Raw genomic sequence first — 20,872 nt, 5'->3', positions numbered from 1 at the left:
GTCGAGCTCCTGAAGACGCTTACACTTTAAGGCCGGCAAAGCGGATGCCGTCAAGGTTGGAATCCCCGACCGGCAGCATCATGCAAAACACGGCGCCGTGAGGTTCGTTCGGCTTCGCCCATAACCGCCCGCCATGCGCCTGGACGATCGAGCGGCAGATCGACAGGCCCATGCCGAGGCCATCGGACTTGGTCGTATAAAACGCTTCAAAAACACGCTCGGGATCGGCGTCAGGCAGGCCATTACCGGAATCGCTTACTGCGACGAGAACACCGTCCGGCTCGGCCTTGCTCGTGGTAATCAACAACTCGCGCGGTCTCTCGCCAACCTCGCTGATCGCTTCGATGGCGTTCATGACCAGGTTCAGGACCACCTGTTGCAATTGAACCCTGTCACCAAATATATTCGGCAGACCCTCTGCCAGTTGCATCCTGGCCAGGACACCAACGTCGGACATCGGGACACGGGCCAGTCCTACAATCTCCAAAATGGCTTCGTTGATTTCCAATGCTTCCTTCCGGGCGGGCGCCTTTTTGGAGAAATCGCGAATCCGGCTCACAATATCGGCGGCCCGCTTGCCGTCGGCGATAATGCGGTCAATCAACGGCCTAGCCTTTTCCAGATTTGGCGGCCGACCGGTGAGCCAGCGCACGGCGGTTTCGGCATTCGTGAGCAGCGCGGCGATGGGTTGGTTGACTTCGTGGGCGATGGAGGCCGAGAGTTGACCCATCGTCGCTATGCGGTTCGCATGCGCCAGCTCTGCCTCGGCGCGCTTTCGCTCGCTCAGGTCGAGGACGAAGGCAACGCCCTGTTGCCGGAGTTCGCCGAAGATCGCCCCGCCAAAAAGCACGGGCACACGGCTGCCGTCTTTGCGAATGAAATCCTTCTCGCTCGGCTTCAAGGTTCCGGCAGAAACCAGCTCCGCGAACAGCCGTTCCTCGGCTCCGGACCATTCGAGGGGTGTCAAGGCGGTGAAGTTCAGGCGTCCCGAAATGACATCATCGCGGGCATAGCCCACGATGGCGAGGAAGGCATCGTTGGCCTCCACGATGCGGCGGTCTAGATCGAAGATGCATATCCCGATGATATTGGAATCGACGAGGCGTCGCACTTTCGCTTCACGTTCCTGGAGATCGCCGTAGAGACGGGTGTTCTCCAGCGAGATTGCGGCCTGCGAGCCCAAAAGCTCAAGCAGCCTCGCTCGATCCGGTGTGAAGACGTGCGACGCCAGTGCGTTCTCCAGGTAAAGCAATCCGACCAGCGCGCCCTGGCGAACGAGTGGAAGGCAAAGGATCGATCGTTGTCGCCGAAGACCGAAGTATGGATCAGCGGAGAAGAGATTCGGTCTGGTCGCGTCGTCCATGATCACGCTCTCTTGCGTCCTCATTACGTAGCGGATGATGGCTTCGGGGACTGCCGAACCGGCAGCGGCGCCGTACTGCAGGACGATTTGCTCACCATCCGCCCGCGCCTCGGCCTCGATGCGGTAATCACTCTGGTGTGGCAGGATCAGCAAGCCACGATCGGCGCCGGCACTTTGCAGGGCAATCGTCATGAGCCGCTCGATTAAACGGGGCAGCAGCATTTCGCCCGACAGCGCCTGTGACGCCTTGACGACCGCGGCGACGTCTAGATGTTGATCGGGCGACGTCGCCTCTGTCTTTCCGGCGCGTGGATCGGTCCTCACCAGTTGCGGATAGCGGGCCTCGAGTTGCCGCACTTTGCCCTCGGCGCCCCAGCGCAAATAGCCGTCGCGGGCGCGCGCGAGATACATGTGCGCGATGTCATCGAAGTCGCGCGCGGCGTAGAAGCGTGCGGCAATCTCGCAGGCAAGCGCCTCATTGTGGACAAAGCCGCTGGCGCGGGCCGAGCGGATGGCCTGCTCGTACAGACGCCCGGCATCAATGTCTCGATTTTCCAGGCGGGCAAGTTCCGCGCCGATCAGCGCGGCGCGATTCTCGAAATTCTCGGGGCACTGCTCGGCCCAGATCTGGAGTTGTCGGTGGTGCGCCTTCAAGGCGTCCAAACGCGTCGTCTGCCCGTCGAGTTGAAGATCGTCATCAATGCCCCCGCCAGACCCCGCCAGCGCCAGGGCGGCATAAAGGTGGTACTCGGCGCGGTCGACCAGTGATGGTCCCTGGATCTGGGCCTGCCCCTTAACCGCCGCATCCAGCGCGGATAAATAATCTTCGGCAAATACGCATGCCTGTAATTTCCGGGTCCAATACTGGTATCCAGGATTCGTCAGATTTGGGTTTGCTTCGAGGTACTTCTCGTATTCGTGTTCGTTGACCTCCGTGTTATCGAACAGTCTGAGACCGGGGGACAGGCCCCTGAGTCTTCTGGCCAGGTAGAATTTGTTGAGAATGATGGCAAAGACAAAGCCCGAGCCAGTCTTCTGCGCGAAGTCGAGACCTTCCGCGGCCTCCCGTTCCACTTCGGCAAGCGGCTCGCCGGAGGCGATTGAGCACTTGAGGGCGTAAGACCGGCAATGGCTGCCATAGAGGACGTCGCCGATCTTATCCGTTTCATGCCAAGCTTGCAGGATGAGTGGCCGGCCAAATCGGGCGCCCTGCATCAAGGGGCTGATCGCTCCGCCGACCCGAAGATAAACGCGGGCCTTGAAGGCATCCAGCCCCCGCTTTTCCACCAGATCGATGCTGAGCTGGGCAAAGCGCTGCGCCGTTGAGTGGTCGCCGAAGTCAGTGGCCAGGGCCAACGTGGCATAGCTGACGCAGGATTCATGGCAGTTGCCATACTCCAGGCTGAGATTCACCATCCGCGCGAGCAGCATACCATTGAGATTGGGGTCGGTGTAGTTACCGGACGGCAAGAGCTTAGACAGCACATTCATCGTCGCAAGCGTGCCGGCGTCGTTCATCAGAGGCAGGTCGATCAGGTCCTCGATCGCGCGGGTTCCAAGCCGTTGCCGTAGCCGCCCGTACTCCTGCTGCAGGTCTTCATCTGTGGGATGAGGCGACCAATCGATACCGACCCGCCGAAGATAGTCGAGGCCGGCTTCAATGAAGCGCTCCGACTGAGCGAGCATGATGTAAACCTCCAGCCGCAGGGAGGTGACGGCGGCCAGATCGAGGAGGTTTTCGGTGCGGCTCGCCAACATCGACAGCCGCTTTTCCGCGCTGTCCAGATCGTTGGTCAGGAACTCGCATTCGGCGCGGTGAAACTCGAGCTCGAAGGAAAGGCGGTACAGCAGCGTCCAGCAGTCGTCGGCCAGCAGCGCGCGGCCGCCGGCAAGGTGGGTCAGCGCCGATGAATAGGCCGCTGCGTTCTTGGCGCGTTTGCCCGCAGTCAGATTGAGCTGTGCCAACTGCTCCCGTTCGTCTTGCGAGACGATCAACGACGTACTTCGGTTGAACTGGCTTACAATCTCGAAAATGATCTCTTCGCGCTTGTCGGGCGGCGTATTCGCCATCAGCAGCCGGCCGATCCGCAGGTGCGCTTCGGCGCGCGCGTCCTCGGGGATGAGCGAATAGGCCGCCTCCTGAATGCGATCATGTTGGAACGCATAGAAGTCGTCCGAATGGAGCACCACTCCGGCTCGAACGGCCTCCCACAGTCTTTCATGAAGATCTTCCTGCGATATCTCGCAGACCGTTCCAAGCAGGGTCGACATCGCACCGGAGCCGACGCAGGAAAGCTGGCAAAGTGCCGTCCGGGTTTCCGCCGGCAAGCGACCGAGTTTGCCGACCATGAGATCAACCACGTTGTCGGTGTAGCGCTTGGCGTGGATGTTATCGAGATTCCAGGACCATCGCGCATCTGCGTGATCGAAGACCAGTAGCGCCTCATCCGCGAGCGCGGAGAGAAACTGAATAGCAAAAAATGGATTGCCCGCGGTCTTCTCGTGCACCAGCTGCACGAGGGGGCGGGCGCGCTCTGTCTCGCAGCGCAGGGAATCCGAGAGCAAGTGTCCGAGATATTCATGCGTCAAAGGCGTCAATACGATATCTTGTACTCTCGCACCGGCTCGACGGATCGCAACCAGCGTGCGCGAGAGCGGGTGTTCGGCGTCGACCTCGTTAGCTCGATAGGCGCCGATCAGCAGCAAGTGCCTGATATCCGATTGCGTCAGGAGATCTTCGAGCAGGTCGAGCGTGGCGGCATCGAGCCATTGCAGGTCGTCGAGGAAGAGCGCCAGCGGATGCTCCGGGCGAGCAAAGACGCCAATGAACCGCCGCAGCACCGTCTGAAATCGGCGCTGCGAATCCTGCGGTGGCAGATCGGAGACCGGCGGTTGTTTGCCGATAACGAGTTCCAGCTCGGGGATGAGGTCCACGATCAGGAGCCCGTTCGGGGCCAGTGCCTCGCGAAGGGCATCCCGCCACCCCTGCAGCTCTGTCTCGGTCTTGCTCAGGATCTGCCGGACAAGACTTTGAAAGGCCTGCGCCAGCGTGGCGTAAGGGATGTCGCGCATGTACTGATCGAACTTGCCGATTGCGAGCAGGCCGCGCGGCGGCACCAGGACCTTGTGGAGCTCATACACCACCGAGGATTTGCCGATGCCGGAATATCCGGAGATGAGAACCAATTCCGGCATTCCGGTCGATACAACACGTTCGAATGCGCCGAGCAGGGCAGCGACCTCTTGATCGCGTCCGTATAGTTTTTCAGGGATCAGCAGCCGATTCGTAAAATCGTGCGCCGCGAGCGGAAATGGGTCGATGCGGCCGTGAGCCCCCCATTCGGCGTGGCACCGTCGAAGGTCGTGCTGGAGGCCGGCGGCGGTCTGGTAGCGCTCCTCGGCGGTCTTGGCGAGCAGCTTCATGATAAGCTGGGAGACCTGCGCCGGGATGGTCTCCAGCCGCTGCTGGGGCGGCACCGGCGTTCTGGCGATGTGGCAATGGACCCATTCCAGGGGGTCATGAGCGCTGAACGGCAGTGCGCCCGTTAACGTCTGGTAGAAGGTAACGCCGAGGGAGTAGAGGTCGCTTCTGGAATCGATCGACCGGTTCATTCGGCCGGTCTGTTCCGGTGCCATATAGGCGAGCGTGCCGGCGATGGACTCGGGCGGTGACGCCGCTTGCCGTTCTCGCGGAAGGCGTGATGTGATTCCGAAGCCGGTGAGCCGTATCTCATCACTCGACGCGTCCACTAGAATATTGGCAGGCTTGATGTCCTTGTGGATCAGGCCGCGCTGGTGCAACTTTCCAATGGCCACGGCAATGCCAACGGCGAGGCGCAGGAAACGTCCCATCTCCATGGGCGTGTCGTGCGGCCCGAGCAGCTCGCCGCCGGGATCCTCGAGCACCAGAACGGTCTGACCGCGGTCTCGCTCAAGTTCGAGCGGTCGGACCGCCCACGAGCGGTCCAACTCATCCTTGAAGGAGTATTCGTTGGCAAGGCGATCGAGGGCGGCAGGTGTCGCTTGCTCCGAGGCCGGAAGCATGACGAGCACGCCATTGCGCCTGCCTTCTGTGGTGGCACGCCATCCTCTGCAGAAGGCGATTCCACCGTCCACCGACAACACCTGAAGGCCGCCCAGTCCGCTCGCGCTGAATCGAGTAGACAGCTCCATCGTAATCCTCGCCATTGAGCCGGCTGGCCGACGCTTCTTTGCCCCGCACCTCGGTGACCCCACCATTAACACGGTTGCGCGCGCTCTTGGAACCCGCGCATTGTCATAAAGGAACATGCTTAGGGGTGCTGAGCCGCCAACAGCGATCCCGTGAAGGCCCCAACGAATTGCTATTGACGGCGGCGAAGAGGATGCAGTCCCAGGACGGCCAAGCTTCGCCAGGCGGTCTACTCATCAACGTGAGATTGATCGGAATCTTTTGACAATGTCCGTTACCCGACGTCTTGCGGATCTGCTCAGCTGCGAAAGGTGCCAACCTCATGCTTTCTTCGAGCGCAACCGCGAACCGGCCTTCGTCCATTTCTTCCAGAGCACGGCCGAGTTTCCATTGTTACCAGGGCGCGGAGGGGGGAATCATACCAAGGTGCGTGACGGTAAAACCTGTGCTGGATTGGCGAAAAACCCAGGAGCGACGATAAGCGCTTGAACTGGAGATCGTCTATGAACCAGGTACAAGTCGGGCAGAACAGCTATGTGATGCCGCCGCAGAATGGGTTTACCGTTGCGCACTTTCTCACCGTCGCCGATGTCGAGCGATCGCTGCGATTTTACGAAATGGTCTTTGGAGGTGTCATTCTGAGCAGAGGCAATAGCAGGGGCGCGCCGGGGTACATCCGGATCGCGAACACGTGGCTACTTGTTAACCCTGGGGGCGGTCCGACACCTGACAAACCGTCTGTAACGCTCAGCGTCCCGGCCGATCCCGATTCAGTCAGCAGTTTTATGAATATCCGAGTTGCAGATATTCAGGCGTGCTATGAACTTTGGCGAAGTCGAGGGGCCGAGTTTATCACGGAGCCGAAGCCGAAATACGGCGAGATGCGATGCTACATCCGGGATCCGGATAGCTACATTATAGAAGTTGGGCAAAGCAATCCGGGCGTTGCTTACGGCTGACTGCGCTCCCATATGGGTTGAAGCTTTCAAGCCATTCAGCCGCTCTTTACCGAGCGAGACATTCAGGGGATGATCGAGGGGTTCAACCTGGCGAGCTATGATGAAGTCAAAGCTCGCGCCGCTTCCATTTATGACCGCATTCGTGGAATCGGCGGCGCCGTCGCCGTGCCGGCGACGCCCCCAACGTCATCCTTTCAGCCGTCGGCAACAACTTCCGCCGCATCCTCGCTTGGCTCAGAGAACTCTTGGCCTGTTACTACGATTGCTCGGGCCAACCCTCAATGGGCAACTGGCAGTCATTCCTTTGCGAGAGGTTGACGCTCTCAATCATAAAATGCCGGCAGCAGTTTCAGCATGTCGGTCTGTGCCTTATCATGATTGATGAACAGCTTGGCGTGGTACGTCGCCATCATTCTCCGGACCTTGTCCATTGAGGCGATTGACGCCGCATTGTCCGTGTTCAGGGACGGCACGATTTTTCTCTCGAAATTGTCCGCGAGATGAACAACATCGCCGGACAAAAGGATAAAACCCGAATTCTTCAGGTGAACCAACAGGGACTGGCTTCCTGGCGTGTGTCCCGGTGTCGAGACCAGCGTAATACTGCCATCACCGAGCAGGTCTGTATCGCCGTCGACCAACTGCAGGTCTTTTGGCTTGCCCATGAGCTTCCGCGCGAGGGCCTTCAACTGATTCACATTGTTGTTCGCGCCGTCTGGAGAGTAGATCCACTTGTGCTCGGCTCGCTGCATCACAATTTTTGAATTGGGAAATAGGCCAACGTTGCCGATGTGGTCGCCATGCGTATGGGACAGCACAACATAGGTGATGTCGTTTATCTTAAGTCCGAGGTCTGCAAGCTGACCTGTTATCGTCTTGTCGAGGTGGTAGACGATCAATCTAGGAAGGGTCGACCAGCCCTTGGGGTCGTTCAGGGTCGATTGAGGAACACCCGTATCCCAAAGCACCCATTGATTTTTGTGTTCTATCAGCCAGCAAGTTGACGAGAACTCAATGCTCTTTCCTGCGTTCTCGCCCGGGGTCCACACCGACTCGTCGTTGGCAAAGAGAGTGGCCGCAGTCCACTCGATAAAGTTTCTCGACAAAACCGGCCGTCGTCCGGTCGGGCAGATTCTCCTCGGCGGCCCCAGCCGACGCGCGACCGGTTGGGAATGAGGACACGATCAGGATTGACATGATGGCTATTCTTGTCCGCTTGAACATCAATCATCCTCCGCTCGGAAGCTCAAATCGGTCATGACGCAGCCGCAGGTCGCGCCGCCCCCCTCACGCTAACAAGGCAAAGAGGAAAAGATATCACCTCTGAGGGTCCGTTCTCTAACACCTCTGGATTACCGTCCGCAGTCGACTCCGGTCGACGCGGGTCATCCAGTTCCGTCCCGCCGTGCCGGAGTTCACCGGTCAAAAAAAGGTACTCGACGCCGTTCGATTCGGGGGCACGAACGGGCAGAAGTAAAGCATGAGCGCAGAACAGAGAGTGGTCATCGTTACGGAGCGTCAAGGCGAGCCTCCTCAAACGTGGTGTCTATCTGGTGAAGGCTGCGGGCTGATCGAGCCGTTACTATAGCCGCCGCGCGTTCTTCGGAAATCAGGCATGGCACCACATTGTTGAATGACCGGTAGACGAACTCTCGTGCCCGCTGATGACGGGCACCTACTTGTGTAGACGCAAACCGGCTCTAGATCTCAGGCGATCAATCGCGAGAAGAGGCCGTAAGATCCGTAGGTCACCTACGCTCGTTTTCCCATCAACACGTTTCCACCACTCCGCGGCACCAGGGGCAGGACCGCCACCCTCGCGAGGTCTTCCAGGGCGGCCGCGATGTACTTCGCGTAGTGCCGCTCGATCATTTTGACCGAGGTGTTGTGCAGTTTGGCGACCTGACCGTTATTCTCTTTGGCCAGTGCATGCAAAGTGGAAGTTACAAAAACGCATCTCCAAAAACCTGCCGCCTCAGCGTGGGGCGGAGTCAACTCGGTAGAAAGGACGCTTCACGGACGAGTCTGTTGCTTTGCCGACGTCCTCCGCTGTCCTTTCAACATTTCTCGATGGAGAAATCGGGATCTGCTTATGGGACGCTGTTCGCAACGTCCTGCGGCCAGCACCACCACGCACTTGATGAAAGTTACCGCGATCTCGTCCGTCGCCCCGCCGTTCGGAAGGCGTCTATTGCACCAAGACGCAGCCCGTGACGTAGTCTTGGTGATCGAAGAGATGAAAGAGGCGGCACGTGCAGATGACGCGCGTGAGGAAGCAATCGATGACCGTAATCAGCAGCTTGAGGGTTGATGTATTCGCGATATCTGCGGCCAAATTGCCATCAAGCAACGGCGAGCGCTTCTGGATAATCTCTCCTTCGACGATTGCCAGCCGCGCGACCTCGCGAAAACTGCGGTTATTGGTTTCGGGCTGCCTGCGCTTGTAGATCAGTCCGATCTCGGACAACAAAAGCCACGCGAGGTTATCATCCTGTTCTGACGCCGGGATCCCTCCTGCGCAGCCGGGGTCTTTTCTTACGTCGTCTTGACAAAACGAAACGTACTGTATCTAAATTGGCGAGAGAGATTAGAAGGTCAGATGTAGATGAGCGATTTGAGAGACGAGCAATCGACGCTCCTTGCCGCAACCAAATACAAGCCGGTCCGACGGATCGTCACCGGCGAAGATAGCGAGGGGCGCTCCTTGATCGTGTCGGACGGGCCCACGCCCAATGTCACAATCACGAAGTTTGCGTCAGCGGCACAGGTTCCATGGGCCACAGGCGCTGCGGCCGCGCCCGGAGATGATCCGGCGCCTGCCGACCACATCTTTGGATTTCACTCCGAAGGTGGGTCGCTGCTGAGGATCGCCGACTTCCCGCCCGATCAAGAGATCGACACTACAAAGCTCGCCGAATTCCTCGCCGAAAACCACGTTGTCGGAGATCGGCCTGGTCGACACTTCTGGTTTCACAAAACGCTCTCTCTGGACTATGCGATCGTGCTTGAGGGCGAGATCTACGCCATGATGGACAAAGGCGAGACGCTGATGCGCGCCGGTGATGTCCTGATCCAACGCGCAACCAGCCACAGCTGGTCGAACCGCTCGAGCAAACCATGCCGCATGGCCTTTGTGCTTCTTGCGCTTCCGGATGACGACAGCAGATGAGGGCGCGGCTCGTCGTGCCGGCAGGCGCAAGCTCGGGAGAGCCGATGCCGTCCGCTCCGGGGCTGACGAGGCAGTGATCTGGGAGGATTTTTGAATGCGGCGTCACTTCAGGCAAGATACCGTCAAGCTTTCGAATGGACTTGCGGTGCACTACCACGAATGGGCGGGGCAGGGTCCAAACCTGATATTTCTGCATCCCTCCCTTGGCTATGGTCGGATGTTCGAGTTCATGGCCGATGCTATGGGGGATCGGTTCCACGTCCACGCTCCCGACCAGCGAGGGCATGGCCGCACGGACAAGGCCGCCGGCGACTATTCGGCGCAAGAATACACGGAAGATCTTGCAATCTTCATGCAGAAACTGGGGATTGATCGTGCGATCCTTGTCGGCCACTCCCTCGGCGGGCGCGTTGCCCAAGTTTTCGCGGCCCGGTATCCGCAGCGCGTGTCAGCCCTTGCGTTGATCGCCGGTCCTCATCTCAGCAACTTCTATGGTACACGCGAGAGTGCGCAGAGTGTCCTCGAGGGTGCCTGCAGCACGATAAGTCATCCTGATGAGTTCAAGTCGAAGGAAGAGGCCTATGCTTTCATGAGGCCGAGAAAGCCTTTCACTCACGATCCAGATGCTGCGCTCCATCATCGCATTGAACACAACTATGTGCATATCGGGGACGGTCGATTGATCCCGCGGTATGACAAGATACGCGTGGCGCAGGGGCTTGCCCACCTCAGCTATAATCTGCGTCCTTACGCAGCACGGGTCGAATGTCCCGTCTTGATCATGCGGGCGAGTCTCGGTGCTGCGCTCTCACGCGAGCAAGCTGATGAAATCGCACGCTTTTGGCGAAACGCCCAAGTGGTGGACGTCGAGGGGCACTACGCTCTTCAATTTGAAAACCCTGCTGGTACAGCAAAGGCTATAACGAGATTCTTGTCGGACACCGGTGTGATCTAGAGTGTTGGGCTGGCTTGCCGGACGACGTGATGGGCCTGACTAAGCGTGACTGATGTCGAGGACGATAGGGGCCGAATCTCCAAGCTCCTTTTCGAATGCCGCTGCTTTGTTAAGGCGTGCCGCATCCAGCTACCCTGGCGAAGGCGGCCTTACGGCAGCGATTTCCGCATCCCTCGGTTGGGTATGTTGGGATGGACGCTACTGATATGGTTCTTGCGGGAAGTGGCCCCTCGCCGGATGTGCCAAAGAAATGATTAGCAAGCGGGTGATCGTAAACCGCATCTATTGATCGTCGCCGCTAGGAGGCGCATTGGAGATCATTTGCAGCATTTTGACGTCCTTGTTTCAGGGTGTGGACCGACGGGCGGCGTGCTGTCAAACCTCCTTGCCGCGCAGGGTCTGAGCGTCTGCGTCGTAGAACGGTTTCCGGAGGTATACCCGACCCCGCGCGCCATTGTTCTGGACTGGGAAGCGATGCGCACGCTGCAATATTGCGGCGTCGCCCACACCCTCTTCCCCAGCACGCGGTCGCATCCTGGAACAGACTTCCTCGGGGTCGATGGTGAGATCATCAAGCTGTTCGATCCGGCCCCGCCGCCGTATGCGCTCGGCTGGCCGTCGACTTCGACCTTCGTCCAGCCGGAGCTCGAAAAGATGCTCCGTCGTGCGCTCAGCCTGCGGGCGAACGTCACGATGAAACTCGGCTGCACGGTTACAGGCTTCGCCGAAGATAGTGCCCGTGTCGTTGTAACAATTGCCGACAATGCGACCGGCGCCAGCGAGACCGCGACGGCCACGTTTCTGGTCGGCTGCGACGGGGCAAACAGCGAGATCCGCAAGCGTCTCGGTTTCAATCTCGAAGACTACCGATTTGACGAATGGTGGATCGTCATCGACGCTTGGCAGCTTTGCGATACCGAGCTGCCGCGCAAGACCACGCAATACTGCTGGCCGTCGCGCCCAGCGACCTATGTCGTCGGTCCCGGCAATCTGCGGCGATGGGAGATCAAGTTGCTGGCGCAGGAGAGCCCGGCGGAGTTCGACGATCCGGCGCGGGTGCGCGCCGTGATGGCCAATTATGTCGACATCCGCTGCTTCGACATCTGGCGCAGCGCAACCTACCGCTTTGCGGCACGGGTTGGAGATCGCTGGGCGAGCCGACGCGTGTTCCTGGCCGGTGACGCCGTCCATCAGATGCCGCCTTTCCTTGGCCAGGGTCTCTGCGCGGGTTTGCGTGACGCCTTCAATCTCGCATGGAAGCTCGTTCTCGCGCAGCGTCACGGCGGGTCCGATATCCTGCTGTCAACTTACGAGACCGAGCGGAAGCCGCATGTCGCAAAGGTCATCCAACACGCCAAGGAGTTTGGCCTCATCATCGGCGAAATGGACGAGGCACGCGCACGCGAGCGAGACCGGATACTACTCGCGGAACTGCGCGAAGGGCGGATGACGACGACGCGCCAGGCCTTCATTCCCGATCTGACGAATGGCATTCTCACCAACGATCAATTGTCGGGAAGCCTCATGGTTCAGCCGGAGGTCGTCAGCAGCGGCCGCACCCGGTTGATGGATGACATTTGCCCGATGGCTTTTCTGTATGTGACGGCAAATCCGGCGGCTCAGACCTGGATGGAACCTCATGCGGATGCCTGGCGTCGCATTGGGGGGCAACGGATTGTCATTCAATCGTCCGCAGGATCAGTGCCGGATGGTGTCGTTGCGCTAGTCGAAGCTGGCGACATTTTTGCCAGATGGGCCGCAGCCAACGATACGGCAGCGGTGGTCGTGCGTCCCGATCGCTATGTCTATGCCACGGTGCAGGACGAAAACGATCTGACACACAACCTCAAGCGTCTGGACGGCCAGTTGGGACTCGTCGACTGAAGCAGGAGAGACGAGCTCTCGCTACCACCGCCAGCCGTGACTTTCACGCCGGCGCTATCGGCCTCGTAATTACCGACTAGACAACGGACACGTTGTATCTGCCCGGTCGTGAGAAGGCTAATTCTTACTCAAGGTATTGCCCACCAAATCGCCTTTACCAACGATGAGGTGTCGCGGCTACATCACTTCGCCTTTCGCCGTGAGCCGTTGAAGCTGGGAAACGATCTGGAATCGCAGGGCTGACCAGAACGCATCGACGATCGGACGCTATTGCAAACGTCGCGCACCGCGATCCGATATCGGTCGCATGCCACATAGAAGCCTGCGACTTGGTGGACAGCGTCGAACGGCAGATCGTGCTCATCTTTCGACGTTCCAAGTTCCGCGAGCCGTCAGGGCGCAGAACATGCGGACAGTTCGATGCCGGCATGATAGCGCAGTGCAATTTCTGTCCCCGTGCTTAGACGCGCCACACAACTGGGCTGCGTCATTGTCCGTCGCGGTCTCATCAGCCCACGAACCCGTTGACCGGACCTCTTAGATATGAAACGATCCGTACTGTAATAAAATCACATAGGGCAGGAAAGCTGGGGGATCCGGGATGGACACTCAAAGTGGTTTGCACGGTGAGCTGTGGCGCGGTCGTGACGTCATTCTCGGCTGTCTGCTCGGGATGACGACTGGGGTTACATCAATCTTCTTCTACAGTTCGGGGCTGTTCCTGAAGCCGCTCGCAACCGAGTTCGGCTGGAGCCGCGGGATGGCGTCCCTTGGTGTTTTGATCCCGATGCTGACGATCGGCATCATCAGCCCCCTTTCTGGTCAATTGGTCGACAGGTTCGGCGCTTACCGAATGGCGCTTGTGTCCGCGGGTGGATTGGCGCTGTCATTTCTCTTGCTCGGAATCGCAACAACGGGATTGCTGAGTTTCCTGGTTCTCACGTTCTTTCTCGCTATCCTTGGCAACGCGACCACCCCGGTCTCGTACGGGCGCTTCGTGCTCGCCAATTTTCCGAGACATTTGGGCCTCGCCTATGGGATCGTCTATTGCGGGCCCGGTCTTGGCGCTCTGCTGTTTCCATCGCTGGTCAACAAGCTGCTGACTGCCTACACGTGGCGCGGCGCCTACATCGGCTTATCCGGGCTCGTCCTTGCGGCAATCCCGATCGTGGCTTGGCTCCTGAAGAACCAGTCCGCGCGTGATCCTGCCGAGGCCGGTGCCACGCAATGGAAATGGCGGTTGTACGCCAACAAGCGCTTCATGTTGTTGGCGCTGGTTTTCCTGTTGGCCTCGATAGGGATATTCGGAACGATCGTTCACCTCGTTCCTATGCTGACAGATCGTGGCCTGTCGGCGGCCGAAGCAGCACAGTTGGCCGGACTTATGGGCTTCGCCGTCATTGTCGGGCGGCTGATCACCGGGTTTTTGCTGGACCGCCTGGAGGCGAACTTGCTCGCGGCGACGATCTTCGGACTGTCCGCGTGTGGTGTGGTCATGCTGGCGTCAGGCAACTCCGAGTTGATCTTGCCGGGAGCCTTGGCGGTGGGCTTCACGATTGGATCTGAACTCGATCTGGCCTTCTACCTGATCGGTCGGCGCTTTCCGTCGAAGCATTTCAGCTCGCTCTTCGGCGGCATCATGCTTGCCGTGTCGATCGGCGGCAGCGTGGGGCCGCTGGTGGCTGGCCTCGCATACGACGCGGCAGGCAACTATCTCCCCTGGTTCGCTCTGGCGGCTTGCAGCATGCTGAGTGCTTCCATTCTCAGCCTCATTGGACGCTTGTCGGTCTTTCGAGAGGGGCTGGCCAACTTTGCAGGCGAGAGAACGGCGGCAGGATCGAAGATTGACGCTGCCGTTCACACGGTTGCGCGGCCCGAACACTAGCTTCCGTAGGGGCGCGCCGAAGATGCAAGATCGGCTTTGGCTTGATCTCGATCCAAGACTTCGCCAAACGGTGGCGTTGGTCGGGACTCCCCTATCAGACACGACGCGATTGACGGTAATGACAAGGTTTTCATCGTGCGCCACGCCAAACGCACCGTTCGGCGGTCAAGCAGTCCGCATCGGTGTCGAGTTCGGCCAGGAGGGACTGAAGAAGTTACCACGATTTGAATGATGTGTTGCTGTGCGCGACTCGCGATCCAGTGCACACGCTTGCAGTGTGCAAGCATCACAAGTTCGAGCCTCCCACGCAGGTGGAAGCCGGTCGAGCCGGAATCGCGCGACACTATCGAGAGGAGATGTTGTCGACATCAAGAACACAGCGCGGACAACCCGTCGGAAGGAAAAGACCATACAGTGACCAACCCCGGCGATGTGTTGAGCAGGGTTTGCGGGAATGCCGGGCGTCCGATCGAGAGCACCGCGGAGCCAATGTCGTTCTCACCTGATCCGGCGGGAGCACAGCCTGCCGCATGGCTTCCTCCGTCAATCCGCTATTTCGCAAGCGTATCAGCCGCGCCCCGATCCTCGAAGCATAGCCCGCGTTCCACCCACCGCGTGCGTGTCGCGCGTCGTGGCCGATGGCGAGACGCTACTTCTTGGGCCCCGGCTGCGGCGCCTTTGGTTTCGTGTCAGTTGAGAATAGGGAATCCACGCTCTTGCAGAGCAGCCCGACGAACTCATCGTCGAGCGGCTGGCCAAAGATCAGTCGGCGGTAGATCGGCGAATACAGCATCTCGACTGCCCATGCCGCATCGACATCGAGCCTGAACAAGCCCTCCCGCTGTCCTCGCTGAAAAGTCTCCTGCACGAGGCGCCGCCGGTTCTTGGAGAATCGTTCGTTAAAGTCGGCGAGAAGTGCATCGTTGTTGTGGCCTTCGCTCAGGATCTGCACGACCAGCTTCCCGGCGCGCCCACTGAAATATTGCACGAGTGAGGTGAGATGTCGTTTGAGGGCAGTCCGCGGATCGACTGCGGTCGGCATGGGCGTGTTGCTGAAATGGGATTCCATGAACGCGTCGATCACGAGTGCGGCCTTGCCGTCCCACCATCGATAAATCGTCGCCTTCGAAACGCGCGCCTCCCGCGCAACCGTTTCGATCGCAAGGTCTGTGACCGACATGGTTTGGAGCAGGCTCATCGTCGCCGACAGGATCGATCGCCGCGAGGCGAGATCGCGCGGTCGTCCGGCCGGCCTCGGATCAGGAGCGTCGGATCCTTGAGAATTCATCACTGCTTCAGTAACAGCTCTCCTGTAGGCGCGTTTCGCTTGGATTAATGCCATTGAAGGTTCTTAGCGGTTGAAGCAAAAGGGAGCCAGTTGGTCTCCGTAGCTTCGAGGGGCCCGGATCCAATATTATTTCAACGTGTCAATACGATACGATCCGTATTAAAGCAAGGCGCGTATATCTGCTCGCATTTGGGTAATAGCGTTGGTGCTGGCCGATGCCGCGCACGATGGCGGCGACAGATCGGCAGTTCCCCATAGCGACCGACCCGGATGCTCTAACCGATTTAGCGGAGCCGCCGAGGAATCCGGAATGGAAGCCTGGTCTCCTCGCCAACCACGTTACTTCTCGGCCAATGGTGTTAGCGTACGAATGGATATCGGATCGTTTGGAGAGCGGCCAGCTCCGGAAGAAATCGCCTTGATAATACAAGTGCGGCGGATTCGGCATGGAGCCCATGATCCGGAACCAGACTTTTGAGCTTGCGGACGTCAGCTCTCCCGGGATTTGGCAAGCCGCTGGCACTCTTGCCGGTCAGGACAATCAGACGGCTGCTGTACGGAGGAGGACACCCGCCGCGGCATCGGGCAATTGCCCCGCGACTTCTTCGCTGTGGCGCGCTAAGGCTGGAGTGCAAGCGTAGAGGCCTCATCCGCCTGGACATCGGGCCTGAAGGAGGCGCCCGACGTTCGTGGCCCGACGCTTGCGGAAATCCAGAGGACGGCCGCTGCAACGCGATGGCGATCGCGTCGCCTACACGGTCCGATGCGGGATTCGCCGTTCCACAGGCTCGAGGAATTGTTCGATAGCCTGGAACGCGTAGTGGGTGGAAAGCTATTCGGAGGCAACCCAGTGGCGCAGGCCCTCTATGGTGCGAAATCCATCGGCCGCGTAGCAGCGCAATTCCGGACGAAAGGCCTGCATCATTTCGGCGAGCGCATGTCCCGGACCGAGGTCCAGCACCCGGGTGGTTCCCAGCTCTGCGAGGGCTTCCAGAGTCGCTTCCCAGTCAATGAACTGTGCGACTTGGCAGGCAAGCTTCACTGTCGCATCGCTTGCCGACAAGATGCGCTCACCGTCGCCTCCCGCGAGCAGGATTCGCCCGCTTGCAATCGGGGCGTACCTGCTGGCGTCGAGCGACTCTTGCAAGGGTTTGCAGGCTCTCGCGAGTCGTGAGGTGTGGGAAGCGATCTTCACTGCGAGAAGACCGCTGCGCACGGCGCCCCGTCGAACTGCCTCCTGGCAGAGATCGATCACGTCCTGCTCAGAGCCCCCGATCACGACAAGACGATCCGGATTCCGGATCGCGATCTTGCAGCGGTATGCTTCGAGCAGAGGTTGGAGCGCGGCCTGATCGAGGCCGCGTACATAGCCGAGGCGACCGCCCGGTCCGGCCACACGGTCCATCAGCTGCGCACGGACATCCGTCAACCGCAAGGCTTCTTCGGCCGTCCATATTCCGGCAATGCTCCAGGCTGCCATCTCGCCGACGCTGTAACCCGTGACGGCAGTTTGCCCGGTCAGCAGGTCGGCAATGCAGCCGTGGATCGCCAGCGCCGATGTGACGGTCAGGATCTGGCTGACATGATTGGCGGACAGTTCGTCGCTGCCTTGCGTCCTGACCAGCTTCCGGGGATCCTCGCCGAGACAGGCGGTTGCCGCAGCAAAGACCGGCTCCGCGGCAGCTTGATGGGCGACCAGATCGAAGACCTTGTCCGAAAGCGTACCTTGTCCGCCGCAGAGCAGTGCCAGCATCAGCGCTCCAGCCGCTCGACGAACAGCGCCATGGCGAGCAGATCCGCCGAGCCGCCCGGGCTGAGATTGCGCGCCACGAACGCGTGATGAATATCGACGGCGCGCGCGCGCCACTCCGCAAACCCGACGCCTCCGGCGGCGAGAAATGCCGATGCGCTGGCTTGCGCAAAGCGCAATCCCTCGGGTCCGCCCCGATGGAGCAAGTTGGTGTCGGCAACATTGGCGATGAGCGTCATACATGTCTGAATGCGCACCGCTTCCTCATCATCAGGTGCGCGCGTCCGTGCCGCGCGCAACGCGGGCAGTGCGATGTCATAGACCGACGGAAAGCCATCGGCCGCTTCCGCCCTGGCACCGCCGGCGCCGTAGCGCCGGGCGGCCACGGCGCCATGGCTGCGCAGCGATATCGGGCCGGACAGGATGTCGTCGCCCCAGCGTTGCGACACCACATCGCCGAGTGACTTGCGAAGGCCGAGCGCGCTGCGAAAACCAGCGGCGGCGCACAGCAGGCCCAGCCCGAAGATTGCGCCGCGATGCGTGTTCACTCCTGCTGTAGCCGCGAGCATGGCGCGCTCGGCCGCGACCCCGATCGCGCGCAACCGGCTCATGCCGGCGCCCTCGGCGCCCGCGACCGCCAACTCACGGAAAAAGGCAGTGAGGGTATCGGCACTGCGGCACAGCAGCTCGGCGTCCATGTCGCTGTGTGCGCCGTTGTCGATCTGGCTGACGAGCCCCGGCTTCGGATGTGTTGCTACTTCGAGCTTGAGGCAAAGCGATGCGAGATCACCGATCTGCTCCGCATGGAGCTCGCGACCCGCCCGTGATTGCCATCTCAGCGAAATAGTCATGGCGTCCTGCCTGCGAGAAAAGCGGCTCTAGTCATGCTGTGGACACCGCTGTGCCGCTTCACGAGAACTTCGTCCGCGTTCGCGCCTGTCAGTTCACGCCATTGCACACCGCCTGCGGCACAGATGATCTCTCCGTCCAACCGCATCGGCGCCAGGTGCGCAATGCCGGCGATCTCGAAGGGCAGGGTGCTGGCCTGCTCGGGTGCCAGTGCGGGCCACAGCAGGTCGAGGTCCGACTGATCTGAAAGATAGGGCAGGCCGGTGAGATGTTGCCAAGCCAAGCTGCCGAACGTCCGGGTCTCCGGATAAAGGCCCAGAAGGCGGTCGATCGTGTCCTGCCACGCCGACGGGGCGGACGCGGCCGCGTCGGCCAGCAAGGGAGGCCGCTTCTGTTCGATGATCTCGCCGGGATCGAGCGCGACCGCGATGCGCCGCTTGCCGTGAGATGGCGGCAGCGGCAGGCCGAGCGGAATCGTTCCCGCGGGATCGCTACAGCCTGGCCGCCGCACGATGAGCGGACGGCCGGCGCGAGCCCAGCCTTCGACGATCACACGCTCGGCCAACTCCGGGTGCCGTGCCATCACAGCGGCCCAGGCGGCCGCGGACGTCTTCACCATCGTGTGGCGTTCAAAAAAATCAGCCATGGCGCAGCTCCCGAAATGAGCTCGTCGCCGCCATTGCAACCACCCGGTCGGCGATCTCGGCGGCCTTCCGCCGTCCACCTCGTTCGGTGCCGAGCTGGTCGCGATCATCCTGTCCGAGAGGCAGTTCCAGCACGGCCGCAAGCTGCGGCGCCAAAGGCGCAGTTTCGTCCCAGACGACGTGAATGCCGCCGGTGCGAACCATGTTGTCGAGCCCGGGAGCGAATACCGGCGTCGCTTCCGCCTTGGCCTTCAGAACCTCGATGGGAAGCTTGGTGACCCGCGCCATTGACGGCAGATCCATCACGGCGGGATGCGCGCCGGGAAGCGCCACCAGCGTGCCGGCAGCCAGCGCCGTCGCGATGAATGCGCCGGCCGCGCTGCCGCCGTAGAGCAGGCCGACGGTCCGGTGACCTTCTGCCTCCGCCATCAGCAGGGACTTGGCGAGATGCGACAGGTACTCGCTGAGGCCGAGCAGCTCCTCGCGCCGGCTCATGCGCTGGCTGGCGGAATCCACCAAGACCAGGATCGGGGCCCGGTCATGCGACCCGATGATCTCGATCACATGCCCTGCGAGCACGATCGCTTCGTCCACGCCAAGGTTCTGACCTTGAGTGATGCCGAGCACATGGATCGGCTTTCCATCGGCCATTGTGCCCTTTCCGGCGATCATCGCGCCGATCACCTCGATCTTGCTGCCGTTCGAGAAGAGGCCAGCCAGGATGTCATCGAGCGTCATCGGCGTTCTCCCTGTTGCCTGCCGCGCGAAGGAACGCGTCCGTTGGAAGCGCGGGGATATTTGTCGGCTCGTCGAGGCCAAGTGCCTGCCAGATATCGACGGCATCCTCAGCGTCGCCGAAACGCTGTAGCCGCCGCTCGAGGCGCTTCTGCTCCGCCTTGAGAACAGCTAGGTCCCACCGTCGCTTGAACTCGAGCGCGTCGATTGCAGCCAGACGGAATGCCGACGCCTCGTCGTCGACGTACATGTCGGCGCCGCCGATCAGGTAGCGATGCTTGCCGCCCATCGTGCGCCAGACCAGCGCGCGGTCGCGCGAGTCGAACTCCTCGATCCCCCTGTTGGTCTCAATAACCTCGGGGCCGCTGACGCTGATCCGCCCCTGCTCCGACACGATCAAGCGCGAGCACGTGCCAGCGATCAGGCTGCCGCCGCCGTAGCATCCAGCGCGTCCACCGATCAGCCCGATTACGCTGATGCCCGCGCGGCGTGCCTCGACGATTGCGCGCATGATCTCGGCAATCGCGAGCTCGCCGGCATTGGCCTCCTGGAGCCGCACGCCGCCGGTGTCGAACAGGACCAGAACGTCCTGCTGCAGCGTGCACGCCGCGCGCAGCAGTCCGGTGAGTTTCGCGCCATGAACTTCACCGAACGCGCCGCCCATGAAGCGTCCTTCCTGTGCGGCAACGAGCACGGACGAACCGTCCACCCGGCCGCGCCCGATCACAATGCCGTCGTCGAACTGCTCGGGTAGATCGAAGATCGAAAGATGCGGACTCGTCTCCCTCAATTCGGGGCCGATCAGTTCACGAAAGCTGCCGGCATCCACGAGAGCGTCGATGCGCTGCCGGGCGCTCGCCTCATACCAGCTCAGCGAAACATTGTTGGCTGTGGCGGCTGTCATCGTTCCGGCTCCTCGATCTTGCGGACGCCCTGTGCGAGCCGCAGCGCGACAGTGTCGGGCCGGGCTCCGCCGTCATTGATGGAAATGCGCAAGCCACCGGCAGACCGGCGGGCGACGAAGTCGCGGACCACGGCATCCCACACCATGCCGAAGCCATGGGCGGCCGTAGCGATCTCGATGGTGCAGACATCGGCGGGAGAGGTCCGTTCCAGCAGGACCTCGAGATTGCCGGACGCGACGACGCCGACGATCGCCTGCGAGCGAGTGCCGCTGGCGCTATTCGGGGAAGACAGCCTGAAGCTGAGCTTTTCCATGC

At 60.7% G+C, this 20,872-nt stretch carries 15 protein-coding genes and 1 pseudogene; 5 read left to right on the top strand and 11 right to left on the bottom strand.

All coding sequences use genetic code 11. The features are described from left to right. Window positions 1–19: 19 nt before the first annotated feature. Complete coding sequence (locus tag RX329_RS31905; protein WP_085359267.1) at window positions 20–5,536, bottom strand: AAA family ATPase; 5,517 nt, start codon at window positions 5,534–5,536, stop codon at window positions 20–22. Between the two features lie 501 nt (window positions 5,537–6,037). On the opposite strand from RX329_RS31905, the gene RX329_RS31900 reads away from it, so the two are divergent. After that, window positions 6,038–6,493, top strand: a complete 456-nt coding sequence (locus RX329_RS31900; RefSeq protein WP_085385906.1) for a VOC family protein — start codon at window positions 6,038–6,040, stop codon at window positions 6,491–6,493. Window positions 6,494–6,816: 323 nt separating this feature from the next. On the opposite strand, the gene RX329_RS31895 is transcribed toward RX329_RS31900, so the two are convergent. The 3 genes and pseudogenes from RX329_RS31895 to RX329_RS31885 form a co-directional block, all read right to left on the bottom strand. After that, window positions 6,817–7,599: an N-acyl homoserine lactonase family protein gene (locus RX329_RS31895; protein ID WP_201263210.1), complete on the bottom strand. Its 783-nt coding sequence runs from the start codon at window positions 7,597–7,599 to the stop codon at window positions 6,817–6,819. 646 nt (window positions 7,600–8,245) lie between these two features. After that, window positions 8,246–8,395, bottom strand: a pseudogene (locus RX329_RS31890) (integrase); the annotation flags it as partial. A 286-nt stretch (window positions 8,396–8,681) separates the two neighbouring features. Continuing rightward, window positions 8,682–8,960 carry a hypothetical protein gene (locus RX329_RS31885; RefSeq protein WP_085364647.1) on the bottom strand — a complete coding sequence of 93 codons (279 nt, stop codon included), beginning with the start codon at window positions 8,958–8,960 and terminating at the stop codon, window positions 8,682–8,684. A 243-nt stretch (window positions 8,961–9,203) separates the two neighbouring features. Between RX329_RS31885 and RX329_RS31880 the strand changes: the two genes are divergently transcribed. The 4 genes from RX329_RS31880 to RX329_RS31865 all read left to right on the top strand — a co-directional run bounded on the left by RX329_RS31880 (window position 9,204) and on the right by RX329_RS31865 (window position 14,386). Further along, window positions 9,204–9,662 (top strand): cupin domain-containing protein, encoded by a 459-nt coding sequence (locus RX329_RS31880; protein ID WP_240543257.1) that lies wholly within the window; start codon window positions 9,204–9,206, stop codon window positions 9,660–9,662. 94 nt (window positions 9,663–9,756) lie between these two features. Further along, window positions 9,757–10,617: an alpha/beta fold hydrolase gene (locus tag RX329_RS31875; RefSeq protein WP_085359257.1), complete on the top strand. Its 861-nt coding sequence runs from the start codon at window positions 9,757–9,759 to the stop codon at window positions 10,615–10,617. 369 nt (window positions 10,618–10,986) lie between these two features. After that, a complete protein-coding gene (locus RX329_RS31870; RefSeq protein WP_317244809.1) occupies window positions 10,987–12,501 on the top strand; it encodes a bifunctional 3-(3-hydroxy-phenyl)propionate/3-hydroxycinnamic acid hydroxylase in 1,515 nt (504 codons plus the stop codon). 601 nt (window positions 12,502–13,102) lie between these two features. After that, window positions 13,103–14,386, top strand: a complete 1,284-nt coding sequence (locus RX329_RS31865) for an MFS transporter (RefSeq protein WP_085395743.1) — start codon at window positions 13,103–13,105, stop codon at window positions 14,384–14,386. 649 nt (window positions 14,387–15,035) lie between these two features. Here the strand turns inward: RX329_RS31865 and RX329_RS31860 are convergent. The 7 genes from RX329_RS31860 to mdcC form a co-directional block, all read right to left on the bottom strand. Beyond that, entirely contained in the window at window positions 15,036–15,674 is a 639-nt protein-coding gene (locus tag RX329_RS31860) for a TetR/AcrR family transcriptional regulator (protein WP_007594405.1), read from the bottom strand. 832 nt (window positions 15,675–16,506) lie between these two features. Beyond that, a complete protein-coding gene (locus RX329_RS31855) occupies window positions 16,507–17,427 on the bottom strand; it encodes an acyltransferase domain-containing protein (RefSeq protein WP_317244808.1) in 921 nt (306 codons plus the stop codon). Beyond that, a complete protein-coding gene (mdcB, locus tag RX329_RS31850; RefSeq protein WP_085359249.1) occupies window positions 17,427–18,275 on the bottom strand; it encodes a triphosphoribosyl-dephospho-CoA synthase MdcB in 849 nt (282 codons plus the stop codon). The genes RX329_RS31855 and mdcB overlap by 1 nt, the downstream gene beginning before the upstream one ends. After that, entirely contained in the window at window positions 18,272–18,919 is a 648-nt protein-coding gene (gene mdcG / locus RX329_RS31845) for a malonate decarboxylase holo-[acyl-carrier-protein] synthase (RefSeq protein WP_085359247.1), read from the bottom strand. The genes mdcB and mdcG overlap by 4 nt, the downstream gene beginning before the upstream one ends. Continuing rightward, on the bottom strand, window positions 18,912–19,655 hold the full coding sequence (mdcE, locus tag RX329_RS31840; protein ID WP_085359245.1) for a biotin-independent malonate decarboxylase subunit gamma: 744 nt from the start codon (window positions 19,653–19,655) through the stop codon (window positions 18,912–18,914). Before mdcE ends, mdcG begins: the two co-directional genes overlap by 8 nt. After that, entirely contained in the window at window positions 19,642–20,556 is a 915-nt protein-coding gene (locus RX329_RS31835) for a biotin-independent malonate decarboxylase subunit beta (RefSeq protein WP_085359243.1), read from the bottom strand. The genes mdcE and RX329_RS31835 overlap by 14 nt, the downstream gene beginning before the upstream one ends. Next, window positions 20,553–20,870 (bottom strand): malonate decarboxylase acyl carrier protein, encoded by a 318-nt coding sequence (mdcC, locus tag RX329_RS31830; RefSeq protein ID WP_085359241.1) that lies wholly within the window; start codon window positions 20,868–20,870, stop codon window positions 20,553–20,555. The genes RX329_RS31835 and mdcC overlap by 4 nt, the downstream gene beginning before the upstream one ends. Window positions 20,871–20,872: the final 2 nt, after the last annotated feature.

The sequence above is a fragment of the Bradyrhizobium sp. BWC-3-1 genome (assembly GCF_032917965.1).
Taxonomy (GTDB): Bacteria; Pseudomonadota; Alphaproteobacteria; order Rhizobiales; family Xanthobacteraceae; genus Bradyrhizobium; species Bradyrhizobium canariense_D.
The sequence above is the reverse complement of the archived record's forward strand: the minus strand, read 5'-3'. Positions and strand labels throughout refer to the sequence as shown.

What these genes read in the sequence shown, in the direction of transcription:
- RX329_RS31905 (WP_085359267.1), bottom strand. Translation starts at nt 5,536, where the DNA reads ATGGAGCTGTCTACTCGATTCAGCGCGAGCGGACTGGGCGGCCTTCAG.
- RX329_RS31900 (WP_085385906.1), top strand. Translation starts at nt 6,038, where the DNA reads ATGAACCAGGTACAAGTCGGGCAGAACAGCTATGTGATGCCGCCGCAG.
- RX329_RS31875 (WP_085359257.1), top strand. Translation starts at nt 9,757, where the DNA reads ATGCGGCGTCACTTCAGGCAAGATACCGTCAAGCTTTCGAATGGACTT.
- RX329_RS31865 (WP_085395743.1), top strand. Translation starts at nt 13,103, where the DNA reads ATGGACACTCAAAGTGGTTTGCACGGTGAGCTGTGGCGCGGTCGTGAC.
- RX329_RS31860 (WP_007594405.1), bottom strand. Translation starts at nt 15,674, where the DNA reads ATGAATTCTCAAGGATCCGACGCTCCTGATCCGAGGCCGGCCGGACGA.
- RX329_RS31855 (WP_317244808.1), bottom strand. Translation starts at nt 17,427, where the DNA reads ATGCTGGCACTGCTCTGCGGCGGACAAGGTACGCTTTCGGACAAGGTC.
- mdcB (WP_085359249.1), bottom strand. Translation starts at nt 18,275, where the DNA reads ATGACTATTTCGCTGAGATGGCAATCACGGGCGGGTCGCGAGCTCCAT.
- mdcG (WP_085359247.1), bottom strand. Translation starts at nt 18,919, where the DNA reads ATGGCTGATTTTTTTGAACGCCACACGATGGTGAAGACGTCCGCGGCC.
- mdcE (WP_085359245.1), bottom strand. Translation starts at nt 19,655, where the DNA reads ATGACGCTCGATGACATCCTGGCTGGCCTCTTCTCGAACGGCAGCAAG.
- RX329_RS31835 (WP_085359243.1), bottom strand. Translation starts at nt 20,556, where the DNA reads ATGACAGCCGCCACAGCCAACAATGTTTCGCTGAGCTGGTATGAGGCG.
- mdcC (WP_085359241.1), bottom strand. Translation starts at nt 20,870, where the DNA reads ATGGAAAAGCTCAGCTTCAGGCTGTCTTCCCCGAATAGCGCCAGCGGC.